The organism is Rhodococcus sp. 15-725-2-2b, from assembly GCF_002259075.1.
Classification (GTDB): Bacteria; Actinomycetota; Actinomycetes; order Mycobacteriales; family Mycobacteriaceae; genus Rhodococcoides.
On sequence record NZ_NPFL01000006.1, the window covers coordinates 818285 to 837671 of the forward strand.

Annotated in this window: 13 protein-coding genes; 2 read left to right on the top strand and 11 right to left on the bottom strand. The window is 65.2% G+C overall.

Features of this window, described 5'->3' with window-relative positions:
- Positions 1-62 precede the first annotated feature (62 nt).
- The 7 genes from CH306_RS09735 to CH306_RS09765 all read right to left on the bottom strand — a co-directional run bounded on the left by CH306_RS09735 (position 63) and on the right by CH306_RS09765 (position 12757).
- A complete protein-coding gene (locus tag CH306_RS09735) occupies positions 63-1025 on the bottom strand; it encodes a hypothetical protein (RefSeq protein WP_094646380.1) in 963 nt (320 codons plus the stop codon).
- Between the two features lie 337 nt (positions 1026-1362).
- Positions 1363-4680 carry an arabinosyltransferase domain-containing protein gene (locus tag CH306_RS09740; RefSeq protein WP_094646381.1) on the bottom strand — a complete coding sequence of 1106 codons (3318 nt, stop codon included), beginning with the start codon at positions 4678-4680 and terminating at the stop codon, positions 1363-1365.
- 75 nt (positions 4681-4755) lie between these two features.
- Positions 4756-7959: an arabinosyltransferase domain-containing protein gene (locus CH306_RS09745; protein WP_094646382.1), complete on the bottom strand. Its 3204-nt coding sequence runs from the start codon at positions 7957-7959 to the stop codon at positions 4756-4758.
- Entirely contained in the window at positions 7937-9706 is a 1770-nt protein-coding gene (locus CH306_RS09750) for a glycosyl transferase (protein WP_094646383.1), read from the bottom strand. The genes CH306_RS09745 and CH306_RS09750 overlap by 23 nt, the downstream gene beginning before the upstream one ends.
- A gap of 128 nt (positions 9707-9834) precedes the next feature.
- Positions 9835-11025, bottom strand: coding sequence for an NAD(P)/FAD-dependent oxidoreductase (locus CH306_RS09755; RefSeq protein ID WP_094646384.1), 1191 nt, complete (start codon positions 11023-11025; stop codon positions 9835-9837).
- A complete protein-coding gene (locus CH306_RS09760; protein ID WP_094646385.1) occupies positions 11022-12413 on the bottom strand; it encodes a cytochrome P450 in 1392 nt (463 codons plus the stop codon). The genes CH306_RS09755 and CH306_RS09760 overlap by 4 nt, the downstream gene beginning before the upstream one ends.
- Before the next feature lie 23 nt (positions 12414-12436).
- Positions 12437-12757: a 2Fe-2S iron-sulfur cluster-binding protein gene (locus CH306_RS09765; protein WP_094646471.1), complete on the bottom strand. Its 321-nt coding sequence runs from the start codon at positions 12755-12757 to the stop codon at positions 12437-12439.
- Between the two features lie 96 nt (positions 12758-12853).
- Between CH306_RS09765 and CH306_RS09770 the strand changes: the two genes are divergently transcribed.
- A complete protein-coding gene (locus CH306_RS09770) occupies positions 12854-13864 on the top strand; it encodes a helix-turn-helix domain-containing protein (protein ID WP_179272794.1) in 1011 nt (336 codons plus the stop codon).
- Between the two features lie 11 nt (positions 13865-13875).
- On the opposite strand, the gene CH306_RS09775 is transcribed toward CH306_RS09770, so the two are convergent.
- From CH306_RS09775 to CH306_RS09785, 3 genes are read right to left on the bottom strand one after another with little or no spacing between them, the layout of a single operon-like run.
- Complete coding sequence (locus CH306_RS09775; RefSeq protein WP_094646386.1) at positions 13876-15765, bottom strand: galactan 5-O-arabinofuranosyltransferase; 1890 nt, start codon at positions 15763-15765, stop codon at positions 13876-13878.
- 5 nt (positions 15766-15770) lie between these two features.
- Positions 15771-16535 carry a decaprenylphospho-beta-D-erythro-pentofuranosid-2-ulose 2-reductase gene (locus CH306_RS09780; protein WP_032381093.1) on the bottom strand — a complete coding sequence of 255 codons (765 nt, stop codon included), beginning with the start codon at positions 16533-16535 and terminating at the stop codon, positions 15771-15773.
- The gene (locus tag CH306_RS09785; RefSeq protein WP_094646387.1) at positions 16532-17983 is read right to left on the bottom strand and encodes an FAD-binding oxidoreductase; all 1452 of its coding nucleotides are present in this window, start codon (positions 17981-17983) and stop codon (positions 16532-16534) included. The genes CH306_RS09780 and CH306_RS09785 overlap by 4 nt, the downstream gene beginning before the upstream one ends.
- Positions 17984-18030: 47 nt before the next feature.
- On the opposite strand from CH306_RS09785, the gene CH306_RS09790 reads away from it, so the two are divergent.
- Entirely contained in the window at positions 18031-18549 is a 519-nt protein-coding gene (locus tag CH306_RS09790) for a GtrA family protein (protein ID WP_082074050.1), read from the top strand.
- Positions 18550-18774: 225 nt separating this feature from the next.
- Here CH306_RS09790 and CH306_RS09795 read toward each other — a convergent pair whose 3' ends face one another.
- Positions 18775-19359, bottom strand: a complete 585-nt coding sequence (locus CH306_RS09795; protein ID WP_094646388.1) for a dTDP-4-dehydrorhamnose 3,5-epimerase family protein — start codon at positions 19357-19359, stop codon at positions 18775-18777.
- Between the last annotated feature and the right edge of the window lie 28 nt (positions 19360-19387).

Below are 19387 nucleotides of genomic sequence, written 5' to 3' on the forward strand. Positions count from 1 at the left end.
ACGCACCAGCCGCGGCTGTGTCAATGGACCACTGCACTGTTCAGACGTGTCCAATGGTCCATTCACCCGGCCGATTGGCGTGGAACCATCACGACATCCGGTCGAGGTCTGGCGAGAGCGTGTTGGTAATTCTTTCGTAAGTCGTCGAGCACCTGTGTCGGTTGATCGCGGATGTCTTGTGGTGAATGAGATACGACGATCAGTCCGTGGGCCTGCATCCGGTTGCGTCGAGCTTGTGTCCGCTGGTAGTCGGCCGGTGACAGATGATGGGTCACGGAATCGATCTCCCGTGCCAGTGCCACGGAGTCGATCCAGCCGTCGGTCTTGGCGATGAACTCTCCGCTTGGGGCGTAGATGTCGCAGTTGTGTGTCATCGGAGGCAGCCCGCTGCTTCGGTACAGGCGTTGGTCTTCGAGTTCTGCCACCGAGTGCGCGTTGTCCCGCAGCTCGAGAAGTACACGCCGGGTGAGTGCGCTGTAGCGGCGCGGACCTTCGGCCAATTCGGTGGCGATCTCGTCGATGGACACGCCGTCTCGTTGGAGTACCTCGGTCAGCAGGGCAACGCACCGTGTCTCGGATTTCGCGGCCCGCGTGGCGTCGACCAGTGAACGCACCAGAGGAGCAACGCGGATGCTGCCCTTGGTTATGGGCTTCGGAAGCCGCCACGTGCGCTCTGCTCGCACGAAAGACACCGATGCCCGACGCATCTGCGCGGGTAGCAGCAGATGAACCTCCCCGGCGGACCCGTTGGTCCCGTATCCGAACGAATCGAGTCCGACGCAGCCGGTGATCATGCTCATCGGTCCGCCGTACGCGAGCGCCGCGGCTGAGCGCTCGAGCGTCGAAGGATGACCGTTGCGCAGCAGTACGACGCCCGGTAGCAACCGCTGCCACGGACCGCCGGGCGCGCATCTGCTGTCGATCGCTGCATCACTCACGCCCGCCTCACGAAGCTGCCGGCGCGTCACAACGCCGGTCGAGCTCAGGTCGAACAATGAATCTGCGTTCCACAATCGTCTCTTCATGCCTGAAGAGTGGAATTCGGCTCCGACACGTTCGTCGCCTTCGGCGCTGCCGGGGGCGGTCTGTGGATCAACGACCACTCTGTGGATGAATTGGCCTTTACCACTCTCGAGGTGGACGACGCTGTCGGGCTCGGATGTTAAGGCCGGCCGATGGCGCTACCAACTCCGATGGCCGTCTGCGGGCGTGGCCCCTGCCCCACGGAAGGTGAATGGACCATTGACGCGATCAGACGTATGCAGTGGTCCATTGACCCACGACGGGCCGAAACGTGAATGGACCCTTGCACGGTCGAGACGTGTGCAAGGGTCCATTGACGCGGAGCGGGGGCGGGCGGAGTCAGTCCTCGAATACTCGCAGTTGTCCGTCTTTGTAGAAGCCCGATCGGGTGACGTCTGCTGTTTCGAGTTCAGCGGGCACGGCGCTCGGGTAGTACTGCTCGTAGCGCTCCAACGAACCCCAGTCTCTGGCCCAGTCGTTCTCGAGGTAGGTGGGGACGGTGACGGGCTTGGCGAGTAGTTCGGACCAGCCCAGGGGGCCGCCGTTCTCGCCGGACTGCCAGGTGTCGGTGGAGCTGACGGCGAGTGGGCGGTCGGGGAGGATGCGATATCCGGGTACCTCGGCGACGCCGTACCGGTGGTCGAAGGGACGTTGGCACGGGAATTGGAGTCCGACGGCCCAGTCGAGCAGCACGGGTTGTTCGCTGCCGATGAGGGTGTTCAGATTTTCCATCACGGGCACTCGCGGCGGAGTGAACGCGAGCCACTGGTCGCCGGTGAGGTTGGGGTCGTTGGCGACGATGCGGACGGCGTCGGCGTCGGGTGCGATGTCCGCCAACGGGATTCGGAGGTTGCGCCACGAGGGTGCGGGTCCGATGTCGCGCGGCAGGTAGGTTCCCTGGGCCTGGACGCTACCGTCGGGCTGGCGCTTGCCGTATTCGAGCAGTAGCGACTGTCCGTAGGTGAGGGCCCCGGTGTCGTCGTAGGACCAGATGCGTCCGGCTGCGGAGAAGACGACCAGGGGTGCGTCGTCGCTGCGGGCGGGTAGTTGGTACCAGCTCGAGGTGGCCGACGCGGGCTCCTGGATGCCTTCTTGGTAGGAGCCGAGGACGGGCGTGGTGGCCGGGTCGAGTCCGAAGGGCAGGGCGGCGGAGGAGCCGTTGACGCCCACTTCGCCGGTGCCTCCTGCGGTACCCGAACTCTGGCCTTCCTCGAAGGCGGGTCCGACGGCCTGTTGGTCGGTATTGCCTTGTCCCGGTTTGACTTCCACGGCGTCCGCGCTGAGGTCGCTGGGAACGCCGTTGGCGGTGAAGTTGCGCAGTGTGCTGCTCGATCCGCCGAGTGGTCCTGCGACGGGGTCGAAGTCCTCGGGTAGCGGGCTCAGCACGCCTGCGTTGGGGTTCGATTCGACGAGGACGTCGTTGGCGAGTCCGCACGAATTACCCAGTACCGATTGCACATTCGATCGTGCCAGCGAGTAGGCGGGGTACTGCGAGACGGCTCCCTTGACGAGCGAGAGTATCTCGAAGAGCACCATGATTCCGGCGATGACGGTCAGCGGTGCGGCAGCGAACTTGCGGATGCGTTTGCCGCGCGCGGATGTCGGTTTCGGTTGTGGGGGAGCGTATCCCTCGCGTAGGTACTGGAATGCGGCGACGGCGAGGACGAGTCCGAAGAGGATGAGGAACAGGGTGCCGGATTCGTTGCCACCGAGCGAGACCGTCTTGTCGAACCAAGGAACGCCGTAGCTCGAGACGTACCAGTAGCCGTTGATGCCCGAGAACGACAGTGCGAGAACGAACATCAGTCCGGCGGTGAACAGCGATCGGTTCCGCCGCGAGCGCAGGGCGCTGGCCGAAACGGCGACGGCCGTCAGCGCGGCCAGGCCACCGGCGATTCCGGCGTAGGAACCGAAGTGGTGAGTCCACTTGGTGGGGTTGAACATCATGAAGAAGATGGTGCCGAGCACGACGCCGAGCAGGCGCCAGGCCGGACCGTTCGCGATGCCGGGGATGCGTCGGCGACGCAGCAGCACGAACAGTGTCGTGAACAGGCACAGGATCATCGTCAGGAATGCGAAGCGGCGTGCGACCGAGCCGTCGACGGTCTGTACGAAGAGGTAGTAGTAGCGCAGGAAGTCCTGATACCACGCCTCGTTGGGGCCGATGATGGTGCGGACTCGGGTCGACTCGATGACCGTGGCGTACGTCTGGTCGGCGAAGACGACGACGAGGACCAGTACACCTGCTGCGGCCAGTGGTGCCAGCATCGCGAGGGTGCCCACCTGCCGGTGGCGTCGGACGACGATGCGCGCGATGGGCCGCGCCCCGGCGAGAAGCGCTGCCACACACATCAATCCGGTCGGCGCGGCGGCGAGGGTGAAGGCACCGATGAGACATGCTGCGGCTGCGGGGAGCAATCGGCCGGTGGCGATGGATCGTTCCACCGAGCACCAGGTGAGCAGTGCTCCGAGGGCGACGATCGGTTCGGGGCGCAGACCGTTGTTGTACGGCAGCCAGAACGCGAGGAACACCAGTCCGCCGGTCCACAGGGCGACGTTGGACTTGCGGACGGCACGGCCGAGGCGTGGCACCACCTCGCGGCTGATCACCATCCAGCACAGGACGCCTGCGATGAGGGCGGGCAGGCGCATCCACGGGCTGGCGGTCGAGATCTTGGCGAAGACGGCGAGTACGTCGTAGTACCAGCCGAACGGGGCCTCGGGGACGCCGAACCAGCGGAAGTAGTTGGCCATGTAGCCGGAGTGATCGGCGGCGCGGGCCATCGTGAGCAGGTAGCCGTCGTCGGAGGTGTTCGCGCCGACGAAGTGCCAACCGACCAGAGCACCGAGGACGGTGACGTCGACGCCGGTGAACTTCCACCAGTGCGACGGGAAGAAGCGGCGGTGCGCGCGACCGTCGGTGCCGTCGAGTCGACCGAGCGCGCCGATCGCCAACAGGGTGCAGGCGATCGCGAGGATCATGATCAGGGACTTCAGGAGCGTCGGCGACGACGAGAACCGCGAGTCGACGTCGACGGTGACGGACATGTCGGCCGGGGCCGCACCGCTGAGATCGCTGAAGATGCCGACGACCTGGGGACGTAGGTCGCCGTCGAGACGGCCTTGGATCGCTTGGCCGTCGTCGTCGGTCAGTCCGGTGAATGCCGCGGAGGTGTACTGGTCGTTCGAGGTGATCTCGATGGTTGCGCAGCGGGTGCTCTCGACGTCGGCGCGAGGTGCCGTCGCGACGACCACGTTGCGGTCGAGAACGTCGACGTTCGATTCGCCGACGCGAACGAACAGACTGTTCAGTGCCGCGCCTTCACCCTGCGGGGGTGCCGTCGCCAGCAGTAGCCCGCCCGACGCGGGGAGTGCTGCGACGGCAGAGCACGGGAGGGTCGCGGTGAGACTCAGGGGTGCCTGGGACACCAGCGGGGCGTCCACGTCCTGCAGGAGCCCGTTCTGAGGCCACGCGATGGTGGCGGTGGTCTGAGTGACGGGTGCGAACGGAGTGATCAGCGCGAACAGCACACCGAGAACGCCGGCCACCATGGCGATCAGCCGGGGAACTCGTACCTGAGCACGAAGTTCGTCCGAGGCTCGCAGTGGAGCGGGAACGGGTGGACCAGCTGATGAATCTGTCACGACGTCGGGCACGAGAGTCGATGTTATGCGAGCGTGACGAAGAGGTCACACAGGCACCGTCCCCGGAATCGTTACAGAACCAGGGGATCAGTCGGTTTTCATCGGCCCGTCGCTGGCCAATCCGGACCGTGACTGCTGCTCGACGGCGATCTCGGCCGTCGCCGCCTCGGGATCGAGTGGCATGTATCTCTCGATCGAGCCCCAATCTCGGGAGGAGTCGTCGGCGAGGTACGACGGCAGTGTCTGCGCTCCGAGGAGCAGTTCGGTCCAGCCGAGCGGGCCGCCGCCGATCGAGTCCTGCCAGGCGTTGGTGGATTCGGCACCGGTGCGGTCGGGCAGGATGCGGTACTTCGGTACCTCGGCGACGCCGTCGCGATGATCGAACGGACGCTGGCACGGAAACGCGAGTCCGACGGCCCAGTCCAGCAACACCGGATCGGTCGATCCGACCAGCGAGTTCAGCGTCTGGGTCTTCGGGACACGCGGCGGGGTGACGGCGAGCCATTGATCGCCGGCCAGGTCGTTGTCCTCGGCGACGATGCGCACGACGTCCGCGTCGGCGGGCAGGTCGTTCATCGGGACCCGCAGGTTGCGCCACGACGGCGACGGACCGATATCGAGCGGGGTGACGCGGCCCAATGCCTGAACGTCGCCGCCGTCGCGGCGTCCGTATTCCAGCTCGACGCGTTGGCCCGGGGTGACGACGCCGTCCTTGTCCACCGATCGGATGCGGCCTGCGGCGGCGATGGCAATGAGGTCGCCGTCTCTAGGAAGCTGGTACCAGCCCGAGGTCAGGGACGCGGGCTCGGTGGCTCCGAAGCTGCCCAGCACCGGAGTGGTTGCAGGATTCAAACCGAACGGCAAAGCGACTGTGCTGCCGTTGATTCCGACGTTCTCGTTGGTTCCGCCGGAGGTGCCGGCGGAGTTGGACGAGGTCGCTGCGGCGCTCTGTTCGGAGTCCTCGGGGCGGATGGAGTTGGCGCTGCCCTGCGCGGTGTCCTCGGAGTCTGCGGTCAGGTCCTGGGCGACGCCGTCGGGGGTGAAGCCGGTACTGCCGCCGGCACCCAGAGCGTCGGCTGCGGGATCGAGCGGTTGCAGGACCGAGCCGTTGACGTCGGTCTCCACCTGCACGTCGCCGGCGAGTCCGCACGAGTTTCCGGCGAGGGCGGAGAAGTTCGATCGGGCAATGGAGTACGCCGGGTACTGCGCCACAGCGCCTTTGACGAACGAGAGCACCTCGAAGGCGACGACCCCGCCGGCGACGATGGTCAGCGCGGACGGCGCGAAGCGTCGACGCGTGGTGGGTTCCTTTCGGCGATAGGGCAATCGGACGTGCTGATAGGCGGCGTAGAGCAGCGTCAGAACCGTCAGGCCGAGCAGGATCGTCGAAAAGCCTTTTCCGGCAATGGACGGCGGCTTGTCGAACCACGGAATGCCGTAGCTCGAGACGTACCACCATCCGTTGGAGCTGGTGAACGCCACCGCCGTCAGGAACAGTACGGCGGCGGTGAACAGTGTTCTGTTGCGCGGGGATCGGACGGTTGCCGCGGTGACGGCCACGGCAGCCAGCGCGGCCAACGATGCGGCGAGACCGGCGTACACACCGAAGTGGTGGGTCCACTTGGTGGGCGTGAACATCATCAGAGCCAGTGCGCCCAGGATGATTCCGAGGATCCGACGCGACGGCCCGGTGGCGGTCCCGGGGATGCGTCCGTTCTTGCGGAGCATCACCGCGATGCACACGACGATGCAGAGCAGCATCGCGAACATGCCGAATCGTCGGGCGAGCGAGCCGTCGGGCGAGATGGTCATCAACGCGTCCCAGCGGACACGTTCTTCGAACCACGGCACGTTCGGTCCGATGGCCGAGCGCACCCGGGTCGCTTCGAGGACGGTGCTCAGAGTCTGGTCGGCGAAGATCGCGATCAGCACCGCCAGTCCCGACGCGACCAGCGGCGCAAGGACGGCGAGCAATCCCACCTGGCGAGCTCGCTTGACCACGATCATCACCAGCGGGCGCAGTCCGGCGAGCAGGGCGGCGACGGCGATCAACCCGGTGGGACCGGCGGCGAGAGAGAACGCGGCGATCAGGGTGCCGATGGCGGCGGGCAGCAGCCGTCCGGTGGCGATGGCTCGTTCGATCGAGCACCACGTGAGCAGGGCACCGAGGGCGATGATCGGTTCGGGGCGCAGTCCGTTGTCGTAGGGCAGCCAGAAGGCGAGGAACACGAATCCGGCGGTCCACAGTGCGACCCGGTTGGTGAGCACCGCGCGGCCGAGGCGGGGGATGACCTCGCGGCTGATCACCAGCCAGCACAGCAGGGCCGCGATGGTGGCGGGCAGGCGCATCCAGATACTGGCGGTGCTGACCTTGGCGAGGGCGGCGAGCATGTCGTAGTACGGCATGCCGAACGGTGCTTCGGGGACGCCGAACCAGCGGAAGTAGTTGGCCATGTAGCCGGCGTTCTCGGAGACGCGGGCCATGTTGAGCAGGTAGCCGTCGTCGGAGGTGTTCGCGCCGATGAAGTGCCACAGCACCAGCACGCCCACCACGACGGCGTCGACGCCGGTGATCGACTTCCAGCGTGAGGGGAGGAATCGGCGGTGGCGTCGACCGTCCATGCTGTCGAGGCGATGCAGCGCGAACAGGGATGCGATCACAGCGAGTGCGCCGACGATCATGGCCAGCAACTTGAACGCGGTGGGACTCGAGGAGTAGCGCGAGTCGATGTCCGCGCGCACGGTCAGGCCGTCGACCGGGGCGGTGAGGTCGGTGTAGATGCCGACGACCTGCGGCCGGATGTCTCCGTCCACCGTGATCGCCTCGCCGTCCAGATCGACGACGGTGTTGGTGGCGTTGGACGACACGGTCAGGGCGCAGTTGCCGCTCAGCTCGGAAACGGGAGTCTCGGCAAGAACCCGATCGCGCAGCAGAACCTGCAGTCGGCCGTCGTCGACCCGCACGATCAGTGCCTTCTGCTCGGTCTTCGCAGCGGCGATGGGTGCAGTGGAGACCAGGGTGCCGCCGTCGGTGAGAGCACTGGCCGCGCTGCACGGAACGGTTGCTTCGAGGTCGACGGGCGAGTAGCTCACCAGCGGGGCATTGACGCTGCCGAACGAACTCTGCGGCCACGACAGCGTCGCGACGTCCTGCTGAACCGGCAGCAACGGAGTCGCGATGGCCAGAACCGCACCGATGATGCCGGTGACGATCGCTACCAGCCGGGCGGTTTTCGGGTTCGGAGCGGTCTCGGGCACGCCGACGATGCTATGGGACGAGCGTCCGCACATCCCACACCCATACGCCACCGGTGTATCGAGGCTGGACACCGACGAGGTCGGTCACGGTGGTGCGTAGGGCGATGGTGTTCTTGCTCGGCGGCAGGGCGACGACGTCGGCCTCCCAGAACGCCATGTCCTGCGCTGCCTGACTTCGCTGATCGTCGGTGATCTCGGGAACGGTGCCCGAGTCGTAGACCGAGCCGAGCAGCAGTGCGGTGGGCCGGTCGACGGCTCCGTACTTGGCGACCTTGTCTTCTTGGTCGCTCGGTCCGACGAAGTATCCGGCGGCCAGCTTGAAGCCCATGTCGGCGTCCATCTGCCAGCGCAGCGGGCGCGCGTCCTCGGGCCGTGGGAGGGGAACGGTGACGACGGAACCGTCGTCGACGTAGTTCTCCCACTCACCGTCGGCGAAGAACTCCGGGGTCGGGGACTTGTCGACGGTGACCAACGGCGTCGGGATGAGGGGCACGAGCGCGAGGGCGAGTCCGGCGATCCAGAACGCAGGCAGCGGACGCAGTCCGTTGCGGAACGTCCGATCGGTGGCCAGGACGAGCAGCAGGGCCAGGGCAGGCACCGCGCCCAACGCGAAGCGGGTCTCGAGCACGGATTCGACGAGGGGGTACTCGGCGAGCTTCGTCCACGGCAGCGTGATGCCGGTGTCGTTCTTGCCGATCACCAGCGTCGCGCCGAGCGAGAGCACGCTCATGACGATCGCGGTCGCGGCGGCGGCACGGGCCGATGCGACGCGCCACATCCACACCGCGGCAACCAGGCACAGCACCAGCAGCGGCCAACCGAAGTACGCGTTCTCCTCGGTGGCGTTGATGCGGACGTTCTGCCCCGGCGTCGCCTCGCCGCCGAGGGATTGCGTCGGGAACTGGAACAGCGCTTTGGCGTCGTTGCCCATCGGCCCGTGTTCGAGGAACGAGTACGACTGCGGGCCGAAGAACTGCCACCACAGCGGAAACGCCACGAGAGTCAACGCGATGCCCGCCGATACGGCGAGTCGGGGCACGGCATTGCGGACGGCGGGCCACAGCGATCGCGGCCGTGACAGGTAGTAGACGACGGCGAAGATTGCGAACGACATCGCGAAGATCAGCAGCGGTTCCTCGCCGAGCAGGACCTGCAGCGCGACGATCAGACCGAGGCCGACGGTGTTCTTGGTGGTACCGCCGCCGCGGGCGATGCGGGTGACCAGCATGGCGATGACCGGAAGCAGGAACAGCACCACGAAGTTGGGGTGGCCGTTGGCGTGCGAGATCGCGCCTGGGGCGAAGCCGCACAGCGCACCGCCCATGGCCGCGGCACCCTTGGACGAGTTGAGCTGGCGGGAGAACAGCCAGAACCACGCGAACGACGTTCCTGCCAGTCCGACGGTGAGGGCAATTGCCCAGGTCACCGTCGGTCCGAAGAGCAACGTGATCGGGGCCAGCGGGATGGAGATGCCGAACATCGCCGTGTTCGCCATCAGATTCACCCCGAGCGGGTAATTCTGCAGGTCACTCGCAAACGGGTTGCTCAGCGAAGCAACCGAATGCGCGGCGACGGAGAAGAACCACTCCCACATGGTCTGGTCCTGGCCGCTGTTGTAGAGGTAGCCGCCACCCAGATTGCGCCACTGACCCTGCAGGACGTAGACGGCAGCGACCAGAAATCCGACCGCTGCAACGACGTCACCACGTCCGACGCCGGAGTGTCGAGCCGGTGCCGTTGTCGGCTGCCGCTCGAGAACTCTCTGGTCGTGGGTGGTCATCGCGTCGAGGTTACAGAAACATCACGGTGGGCGAAAACTCGAACGACGTGGGTCACACGGTGGGGATCGATGACTCCCGGCGAGATGCGTGGCAACGAGTCGGCGTTCTGGTATCGGTCGTCGAGTTCCTATCCGACCAATTCGCTGGGTTCGACCGTGGATTGCTCGGCGATCTTCTTCTTGCTGCTCATGAAATCGCGCGGACGGTTGATGCAGTCCGCGGCGATGAGTTGGCTGTCTCGCAGGTAGTAGCAGGTGAAGTCGCGATCGCGCTCCGGGTCGCCGTCGACGACGACCTCGTCGTATCCGGTGCCCAGTCCGGCGATCTGAAGCTTGAGGTCGTACTGGTCGGACCAGAACCACGGAAGCGCGGTGATGGTGGCGGACCCTCCGGTGATGGTCGACGCCGCCACCTTTGCGTGTTCGTTTGCGGCGGAGACGCATTCGAGGCGAACGCGTCGGGAGTAGCGTGCAACGTCGAAGGAGGCGCAGTCACCGGCGGCGACAATGTCGGTATCGTTGGTGCGTGCCCGATCGTCGATGACGATTCCGTTCTCGACGATGATTCCTGCTGATTCGGCGAGCTCGGTGTTGGGCACGATGCCCACTCCGATGACAACCAGGTCTGCCGGAAGCGTGTCTCCGCCGGCCAGTACGACCTCGCGCACCTGGTTGTCTCCGCGGAACTCCTCCACGAGGGCCCGCGTACGAATGTCCACGCCCGCCTCGCGGTGGATTCGAGTGAAGAACGTCGAGACCACCGGTGCGGTCACGCGTTCGAGAACACGGTCCGCGGCCTCGACGACGGTGACGTCGAGACCCGATGCGCGGAGGGACGCTGCCGTTTCCAAACCGATGTAACCGCCGCCGACGACGACTACCCGTTTGCCGGGCGTCGCGGCCGAGCGTAGCGATGCGGAGTCGGCGGCGGTGCGCAGGTAGTGGATGCCCGCCAAATCTGCTCCGGGAGTTGTCAATCGACGAGTTCGCGCGCCGGTGCACAGGGCGAGCTTGCTGTACGACTGCGTGACTCCGGTATCGAACGTGACCGTGCGAGCCTCACGATCGATGCTGCTCACCGAACCGTCGACCAGCTCGATGTTCTGTTTGTCGTAGAAATCCGCTCCGCGGATGGCCATGGCCTCGAGGGTCGAGGTGCCGCCCAGATACGCCTTCGACAAGGGGGGACGATGGTAGGGGAGCGTCTTCTCGTCGCCGATGAGCACGATGTCTCCGGCCCACTTCTCGCGTCGCAGGTGTGCTGCCAGCCCCGCACCGGCATGGCTGGCACCGACGATCACCGCACGATCGGTCGTCACTGCGTCTGTACTTTCGGGGTGAGGGTGACCATCATCTTCGAGATACCCCGCACGAAGTTCGATTGGACGTATTCGGGTTCACCGACCACCTCGATGTTCTCGAAGCGAACCAGCAGTTCTTCCCAGAGAATGCGCAATTGCATCTCGGCGAGCCTGTTGCCCATGCACCGGTGCACGCCGAACCCGAACGCGATGTGATTGCGTGCATTCTTGCGGTCGATGATCAGGTCGTCGGGTCGATCGAACACCCGCTCGTCACGATTGCCGGAGGCGTACCACATGACCACCTTGTCGCCCTTGCGAATGAATTGGCCGTTCAGGATGGTGTCTTCCTTCGCGATCCTGCGCATGTAGGCCAGCGGGGTCTGCCAGCGGATGATCTCCGACACCATGCCGGGCACGAGATCCGGATTGGCCTTGAGCTTCTCGAACTGATCGGGAAACTCGTTGAGCGCCAAAACTCCACCACTCATCGAGTTACGCGTGGTGTCGTTTCCGCCCACGATGAGCAGGGTGAGGTTGCCGAGGAATTCCAGCGGTCGGTCGATGAGGTCCTTCGTGTCGTCGTTCGCCTGCAGCAACGAGATCAGGTCGAAGCCGGGTTCTTCCCCTGCTGCCTTCCGCGCTGCCTTGTCGTGCCACAGGGCGCTCAGACCCTTGGCCATATCGACCATTCCCCGGAACACCTCGTCGTTGTCCGAGGGACCACCGTTCGCCTGCTCCATCGCGGTGGCGAGGTCCGACCACTCGACCAGCTTGTGCCGCTGCTCGTAGGGGAAGTCCAACAGAGTGGCCAGCATCCGTGCGGTGAGTTCCATGGACACCGTGCGAACCCAGTCGAACGGCTCGTTCACGGGCAGGCCGTCCAGAACCTCCCGAACCCGCGACCGGATCAGGTCCTCCATTTCGCGGAGATTCTTCGGGGCCACCACCCCTTGGACCGCGGCGCGCTGAGAGTCGTGACGCGGGGGATCCATCGCGATGAACATGGCGATATCCATGAAGCGCGGGGGCTTGCCGATGATGATGAACGGCTCCGCCGAGAACACCGTGTGGTTCTTGTCGACGGCGACGATGTCCGCATGCCGGGTGACCGACCAGAACGGCCCGAACGGGCTGTTCGGTTGGAAGTGCACCGGTGCCTCGTTGCGGACGCGCTCGAAGTACGACTTCCAGAGTCCCTGGCGGTACAGAAACGGGTTACTCAGGTCGATATCGGCGAGATCGACCTCGTCGACCGGCGGTATGGGGGTCTCGGTGAACATGACCTGGCCGTCGGTGCGGGTCACGATTCGGCGCGTCTTGTCGTAGAGGTGCGCACCGCGAATCTGCAGTTCCATCGGGATGATGGATCTCGCGGTGGCTGCGACGGTGTCGGCGATACTCATGGTTCTCTCCTCCGGTCCGCAGGTCAGATCTGGAATTCGGGAACGCGGACCGTCAAGCCGTCCCAGGATTCGCGCGCGGTCATCTGGCACGACAGCCGAGATGTCGGTTCACGCTCGGGGTTCATGGCGAGCATGTCCTCTTCGACCTCGTCGCTGGTGCCGACGACGTCGCTCCAGGCGTTGTCGACGACGACGTGACAGGTTCCGCAGGCTGCTTCGCCGCCGCAGTCCCCGTCGATACCCGGGATGGCGTTGTCGACGGCGATCTGCATCAGGGATGTGCCCTCGGTCAACGGTGCCTCGTGCTTCTCGCCGTCGTGCGTGACAAAGGTGACGTGTGCCATGGTGTTCTCCTCGCTGAGCAACTGTGTTCCAAGTCTCACCGCGATGGGCTTCCCGAACCAGGCTCGAACGCATCGATTTGTTGTTAATTTGGGTCAGTGGGATTCGAGGAGTCCGGAGTGCCTCCGCTTGCCTTCGCGCAGCTGCTCGGTAGCGGCGCGCTGGGCGAGCGGGCCGAAGCGGCGTTCCGACGCATCCTGCTGCGTGACGGCGTCAGTATGACGGAGCTGGCCACCCGCGACGGCCAGGTGCCGCTGCGGTGGTTTCGGGAGGTGTACCCGGACCTCGACCGCCGACAGGGGTTCCGGCTCGGTGCGACGTTCGCGCAATACGTGCAGCCCACGTCGTTCGGGCCTCTCAGTCTTCCGCTGATCAGTGCCGGATCGGTGTCGGAGATAGTCGAGTTGCTGGAGTACCTACCTCTGATCTCGACGGCTCTCGCCGTGCACATCCACCACACCGATCGAGGGTTGACCATCGGACTCGCCGGACGCACGGGAGACGACGGGCTCGACAGCATTGCTGTCGCGTACGGCGGTTCGTGCCTTCTTCGTTTGATCGACATGCTCGCCGGTTCCGCGCCCGCGGTCGAACTTCACCTCGATATCCCGGCCCCTGAGCGGGATGCGCTCGACGACGACGAGATCCGGCGCATCGTGTTCGATGCGCCGTCACCGTTCGTCTTCGTGCCGGCGGCCATCCTCGCCGAGGCATGCCGGTTCTCCGATTCGTTGTCGTATCGACTCGGGATCGCGGAACTGAAGAAAGCTGTCGACGGCCGTCGCGCGAAGTCGTACACGGACACCGTACGCGCGCTGTTCGACACCGACCGCGACTGCAGGAACAGTGCGCACTGTGCGCGGAGAATGGCCATCTCCACCAGTACCCTCAAACGGAAACTCGGCACCGAGGGAACCACGTTCCGTGCGCTGCGCCAGGCGTTCCTTCAGGAGCACGCGACCATGCGTCTGCTCGACAGTTCGGTGACGGTAGGGGAGATCGCCGCCGAACTCGGTTACAGCGACGTGGCCAGCTTCTCGCATGCATTCACGCGATGGACCGGACGCTCACCGAGGGGATTTCGAACCCACACCGCATCACCGAGGTAGTGCGTTCGCGTTCAACCCGTGCGCACAACCAGCGCGAAGGGGCCGATGTCGGTCACGGTGAAGCGTGGATCCTCGAACAACGACTCAGGGAAGGTGACGGTGTAGCGGCGCACGTTCGGGTCGTTCGGGTAGACGTCCTCGGCCAGGCGCAGGGTGTAGCCGTCGGCGCCGCGGCGGAACAAGAACGCATCCGGTGCGCGCCACTGGCTGCTCTCCAGCGCGTCGATCAACTGATCGGGTGTCTCGAGTTCGGTCCATTGCTCGATGGCATCGGCTCGCTGATCGAACTGCGCCAGCGGGTTGGCGTAGTGAGAGGTCAGTCCTTGGAAGCCGAAGTACGGGTAGTAGCCGAGGAACGAGGTGTCCGCGGTCAGTACGACGGTTTCGTCGCGCGGACGCTGGGTCTGCTCAGTCAAGGCTTCGTCGACCTCGCGGTAGTACGAGACCGCGCTCGGTGGGCGCATGTCGGCGCGGTTGCCGTCACCGTCGGTGTCGGAGTAGGCGACGGTGATCTCGGTCTGCAGTACCTGGGGGATGTTCTGCGCGTAGGTCATGGCACCGATGGCCGCTACGACGACGGCCGCGATACGGAACTTGGGTGGCTCGTTGATGGCCTGGTAGATCGCGTGGCTGCCTTCGAGGAAGCCGAAAACGCCTGCGCTGCCGAGCAATACGATCAGGACTGCTTCGAGGCGGAACGAGAGCAGGGTGGTGCCCGCAGCAGTGGCTGCCATGGACAGCATAGTCCACAGGTAGATCGATACGACGCCGACGCCGAGTGCCTGTGCCCGGCGTGAGGACGAGAACCGCACCGCGACCCATACTGTGCCGATGAGGCACAGTCCGCCAATCAGGGAGAACTCGAACATCGGGAAGGGAAGTGTCGCACCGGCTTCGGGCAGGTAGTGCAATGCCGTGCCCGACGTGGACGGCGCACCGCGCAGGAATTCGATCAGGTACGGCAGCCACACGGTCGCGGCGATGAGGCCCGAGATCGCTGCGATCGCGGCGACCTTGATCGCGATGGGAACCAGGACGTTCCAGGACTTCCGCTCGCGATATGCGAGGACCGCGGCGAACAGTGCCATGAGTACGACGGTGAACGCCGCCAAACCGAGGTACAGCGTGTAGAACGTCGCGGCCAGCCCGAGGAAGAGTCCGGTGCCGACCACCGCGCCCCACCCACCCGATGCGCTTCGGTGCAGCGCTCCCCACGCGAGGACCAGTGCCGGAGCGAAGAGCATCACGATCACGGCGCTGTATGCCTCGGGGGAGGCGTGGGCGACGACGAGTGCGGTGGTGACGGCGCTGACGGCGACAGCCCAGTCGGCTCGGATGAGCGCCTTCCACAGCACGAACGACACGACGGCGGTGACGGCGAGCAGCCCGATTGCGTAGGGCTTGAACACTTCCCAGCCGTCCATGCCCAGGATGTTGCCGACGCGTCCGCCGAGCCAGAACCAGCCGGCGGGGTAGAACGGCGGGATGTCGGCGTACGTCATGTCCCGCAACGACGCCGAATCCGTCAGCCGAGTCAGGTATTCGGTGCGAAACTCCTGGTCTACGGAGATGCCGAACAGGTAGAGCTTGGTTGCAGCCAGCGGCATCCCGAGGGTGACGGTGACGAAACCGCTCAGCCCGACCCATGCTGCGAGTCGAGCGATCCACGGCCACTTGTGAATTCGGTACAGGTAGATCGACGCGGCGAACAGTGCTGCGGCAACCACCTGCCCGAGCGTCGTGATCGCGCGGGTGACGTTGGACGAGTTGAACGCCGGCCACTGAACCAGTGAGAAGGCGTACAACCCGACCGTCGCCACCACGACTGCGAAAAGCGCACCGAGAGCGATTTCCCCGACGGCAGAAGCGGTTCTGCGAGCCGGTGCAACCCCGATTGTCATCGAGATCAGATGGGCAGCTTGCGGAAGATCGGCCGCGGCACGTGCCGCAGCACCATCATCACCAGACGCCACGGCGCGGGAGTCCAGATGAGGGGGGTGCCCTTGCGTGACGCGTTCACCGCGAGCTTGGCGATGACCTCCTTGTCGACGGTCATCGGGGCTTCCTTGACGTGCGCGCTGAACTTGGTGCGCACCATGCCCGGACGAACGACGGTGACCCGAGGTCCGAACTCTCGCAACGCTTCTCCGAGTCCGAGGTAGAAGCCGTCGAGTCCGGCCTTGGTGGAGCCGTAGACGAAGTTGGAGCGTCGTACCCGCTCGCCTGCCACCGAGGACATGACGATGATGCGGCCGTACGCCTGGGCCTTCATCTTCTCGCCCAGCAGCACACCGACCGACACCGAAGCGGTGTAGTTGATGTTCGCGGCGAGGACGGCCTTGCGCTGGTCCTGCCAGAGCTGCTCGGCATCGAAGTCGACGGCGAAGGCGACGATGGCGACATCGACGTCACCCTTGGCCCAGGCGGCGTCGATGACCTTCGGGTGCGATGCGGTGTCGAGTGCATCGAAGTCGATGACGTCGACGGACTTCGCGCCCTTGGCGGTCAGTTGTGCAACGGCGCTCTCGCGCAGCGGGTCGTTCGGCAGCGCAGCGAGGATGACACGTGCCGGCGACTTCGACAGGTACTCCTCGGTAATCGCGAGACCGATCTCGCTGGTGCCACCCAGAACGAGAATCGTCTGGGGGTTACCTACGGCGTCTATCGTCACAGCAGTTCCAGCCTTCTAGCCATATCGGAGGCGAAAACGCCTGTGGGGTCTACAGATCGACGGACCTTGATCCATTCGTCGATCCGCGGGTACATCGAATGGAACGTCTCGGCGTCGGTGCGCGAATCTTTCGCGGTGTACAGACGGCCACCGAATTCGAGCACGCGCTTGTCGAGTTCGCGGACGAACTCGTTCAAGCCCGGCTTGATCGGGAAGTCGACGCAGATGTTCCAACCCGGAATCGGAAAGCTCAGTGGCGCTTTGTTTCCGGGCCCGAACAGCTTGAACACGTTGAGGAACGAGTAGTGCCCGGACTTCTGGATATCGACGATGATCTTCTTGAACTCGTCGACGGCCTCCGGCGGCACCACGAACTGGTACTGGAGGAATCCCTTGGAGCCGTAGGCGCGGTTCCACTCACTGAACATGTCGAGTGGGTGGTAGAACGCCGTAAGGTTCTGCACCTTGTTGCGGTAGTTGCCCGACTTTCGGTACCAGACCTCGCCGACGGCCGAGAAGGTGTACTTGTTCGCGAGTCCGTTCGGGAAAATGTCGGGGAACTTCACCAAGGGCTTCGCGTTGAAGAGCAACGGATCCTTCTGCAGCTTCTCCGGCAACTGGTCCAGGCGCGCCAACGATCCACGAGACACAGCCGCGCGACCGAGCTTGGGTGGCGGAGCAACCGCGTCGAACCATGCGCTCGAGTAGTCGTAGTTGTTCTCGCTGCCGTCGCTGTGCAGCGCGATGGTTTCGTCGAGGGTGCTGGTGACGTCGCCGTCGGCGATGAAGTACGCCGTTTCCGTGGGCGTCATCTCGATGGTCGCGCGCAGGATGATGCCGGTCAGACCGTTGCCGCCGACCGTTGCCCAGAACAGTTTGGCGTTCTTGCCCGACGGCGTCAGGTGCCGGATCTGACCGTCCGCCGTGAGCAGTTCCATCGAGCGGACGTGGTTGCCGAAGCTGCCCGCGCTGTGATGGTTCTTGCCGTGGATGTCGGTGCCGATCGCACCTCCGATGGTGACCTGTCGCGTACCCGGCAGCACCGGTACCCACAGACCGAACGGCAGCGCAGCACGCATCAGCTGATCGAGGTTGACGCCACCGTCGACGTCGACGATGCGCGTGGACGCGTCGATGCTGTGAATGCCGTTCAGCGCATTCATGTCGATGACGAGGCCGCCGGAGTTCTGCGCGTTGTCACCGTAGGAGCGGCCTAGGCCGCGGGCGATGACGCCGCGTCGGAGGTAGGCCGGCTTGGAGTCGTTCTGCTCGGCGACCTGCTTGACCGCGTTCGCGATGAGCTCGGGGTCGGAGGTCGAGAGCACCTCTCCAGTGGAGGGAGCAGTGCGGCCCCAACCGGTGAGTGTGCGGGTCTGCGTGGGTAGCGGCGCAGTGTTCCCGGCCTGTGGTTCCAGGGGGAAGAGTGCGTCGTCGGCTGTCGTGGACATCGCTCAAGAGGGTACCCGCACCGCAGCAGCGGCTAGTGTCAGTCCTCGTGTCCACCCCCGACCGCTCCGCAGAAGAAGGCTCGACGGGCGACGACTGGTCGCCCGAGGACGAAGAGTTGCAGCATCACGTCCCGCTACCCGTCGAGCTGCCGTTGACCGAGAACATCGCCGACGCGGCCCTCGACCTCAAGACGCAGGTGCTGCGGTTCCTGGCGACGGGTGTGTTGTCGGCGATTGTCGACCAGGGCGTCAACCTGCTGCTGCATTTCGTGTTCGGCGTCGGTGTGACGCTGGCCAAGGCCATCGGCTTCGTACTCGGAACGACGACGGCCTACCTGATCAATCGCCGCTGGACGTTCAACGCGGCCCCGTCGCGGGCTCGGTTCTTCGCCGTCGTCGCGCTGTACGGAGTCACCTTCGCCGTCCAGGTGGGCATCTACACCTGGCTCTACCAGGCCCTTCCCGACGGCTTCTGGTACGCCAACGTGGCCTTCGTCATCGCGCAGGGCACGGCGACGGTCATCAACTTCCTCGTTCAGCGATTCGTGATCTTCAAGATCCGCTGAGCCTCCGGGTTCGGGCTCCCGGGGGTCCGCAAGCGCGGGTTCGCCCCCAGAGGTTCGCACACGCGCGCGCACTTGCCGGACGCGCGTTCGCCCCCGTGAGGTTCGCAAACGCGCGCGCACTTGCTGAACGCGCGCATTCTCGTCAACGGTCACGGGCGATTCTGCGCGCGTCTGACGAACGCGCGCGCGTTTGTCCGATCCGGCGTCGCCGCCTCGCCCCGCCGCTCACGAGCAGTTCGGCAGGTCTCCGCGTTCGAGTGCTTCGGCGAGGGTGGGGGCGGCTGTGTCCTTGTCGGAGAGTTCGTAGGTCAGGGGCGATCCGTCGCGTGCGGTGGTGGGCCAGTCGATGCCCAGGGCGGGGTCGAGTGGGTTGATGTCGCGGTCCAGGGCCGGGGTGTACTCGAGGCTGCACAGGTACATGACGGTCGAGTTGTCCTCGAGCGAGAGGATGGCGTGGCCGAGTCCTTCGGACAGGAACACTGCTCTGCGGGCGATGTCGTCGATCAGCACGCTGTCCCACTGCCCGAAGGTCGGGGATCCGACGCGGAGGTCGACGATGACGTCGAGGAATGCTCCGCGGGCGCAGGTGACGTATTTCGCTTGTCCGGGTGGGTTGGTGGTGAAGTGGATTCCACGCAGGACCCCGGCGGCGGAGACCGAGCAGTTCGCCTGCAGCAGGTTCAACGACCGCCCGGTGGTCTCGGCGAAGTGGCCGGCTTTGAACCATTCGAAGAACACTCCGCGATCGTCGCCGAACTGGCGTGGGGTGTACTCGTAGGCACCGGCGATGCTCAACTCGCGAAAGCTCATGCTCGGTGTCCTCGGTCGATCAGGTCCA